The sequence below is a fragment of the Candidatus Cloacimonadota bacterium genome, from assembly GCA_034661015.1.
Lineage (GTDB): Bacteria > Cloacimonadota > Cloacimonadia > JGIOTU-2 > JGIOTU-2 > JAYEKN01.
This window is the reverse complement of record JAYEKN010000305.1, coordinates 1-1,346: the sequence shown is the minus strand read 5'-3', so window position 1 is coordinate 1,346 and position 1,346 is coordinate 1. Positions and strand designations below refer to the sequence as shown.

Annotated in this window: 1 protein-coding gene; it reads right to left on the bottom strand. The window is 33.1% G+C overall.

Annotated elements, in window-relative coordinates:
* Window positions 1-24 precede the first annotated feature (24 nt).
* Window positions 25-1,122 carry an alanine racemase gene (locus U9P79_10740; protein MEA2105089.1) on the bottom strand — a complete coding sequence of 366 codons (1,098 nt, stop codon included), beginning with the start codon at window positions 1,120-1,122 and terminating at the stop codon, window positions 25-27.
* Window positions 1,123-1,346 lie beyond the last annotated feature (224 nt).

Below are 1,346 nucleotides of genomic sequence, written 5' to 3'. Positions count from 1 at the left end.
TACTTTACGGACAGACACTAATTATCAAGCCATCATCGGAATTACTTCACCATCTAAGCTAAGATATTTTTTCATCAAATTGGCTGTCAAACAAGAATGGACTGGTAAAATGCCGATTACATCTCCAATTTGAATATTCTGAAATTCTGTATCAGAAATTTTTACAATTCCATGTTCTTGTGATAATCTGCAAACGTAGGAATCGGGAATCGGTTCTGACCATGAATTAGCATCAAATTTCACGATATAACCAAAAACTTTTTCGTTGTCCGAAGATCGCCGGATATATTCTTTGGAAAGATGCGATCCTCCGCCATAAACTACAATTTCATTTCTATCTGCATTTTTACTTACCACAGGACAGGCGAGAGTAACGGCAATTTGACTAAACTCGCACGAACCGATTTGCTCTTGCATAATATCATAGAAGACAAAATTTCCCGGACGAATTTCATCAATACCCGGAAAAGAATCAGCGATACTGCAAGAGGGAGTATCACCGATCGAGAGGATAAGATCATCGCTGTTTGTGAATTTATTTTTTATCGCTAACAATTTTTCGATTGTTTCATTATGAATCTTCAAAATTTCTGCTTTTGATGATACATCATACATTTGTCCCGAGTGAGTTAAAAATCCCTTGAATTTTAATAATGAATTATGGTTTAATTCGCGAACTAATTTTTTTATGTATTCAATATTTTCTACATTAACTCCGCTCCTTTTATAACCGGTGTCGATTTTTATAAAAACTCCTGCCGGTTTATGCAAATGATTGTGTAAATATCTTATCGTGAGAATATCGTCAGCCAAAACATTTATTTTTGTATGTTGCAACAGATTATTCAGGTCGTTCACTTCGAGAATATTAAAAGGAAAAGCAATTGTAATATCATCCCATCCGTTCGAAGCAAAATAGTAAGCCATTTTAACTGAAGAGACAGTAATTTTGTTAACTCCCATTTCCCTAAACCAATTGCCAATTATTGCGGATTGAGGTGTTTTGAAATGAGGGCGAAATGTAAGATTGTTTCTTTTCGCCTTCTCAAACATATTTTTGATGTTTTCTAAGCATTTTTTTTTATCTAACAATAACGTGGGTGAAGTAATTTTTGAAATCATGATTTTCTCCAAAAAAATGTTAAATCCCTCAAGTGATAAATGAAAATTGTTGTCAAGTTTTGCTTGATTTCACACTAGGCGGTCTACACCATAAGTATCCACCCTTTTTAATATTTTCCAGTTCATTAATATAATTATCAGATATGATAGGAGGGATATTCAGGATATATTCGTCAATGTTTTTATTCTTTTTTTTTAAGATATCTTTGGGAGACATATTTTTT

What these genes read in the sequence shown, in the direction of transcription:
- U9P79_10740 (MEA2105089.1), bottom strand. Translation starts at nt 1,122, where the DNA reads ATGATTTCAAAAATTACTTCACCCACGTTATTGTTAGATAAAAAAAAA.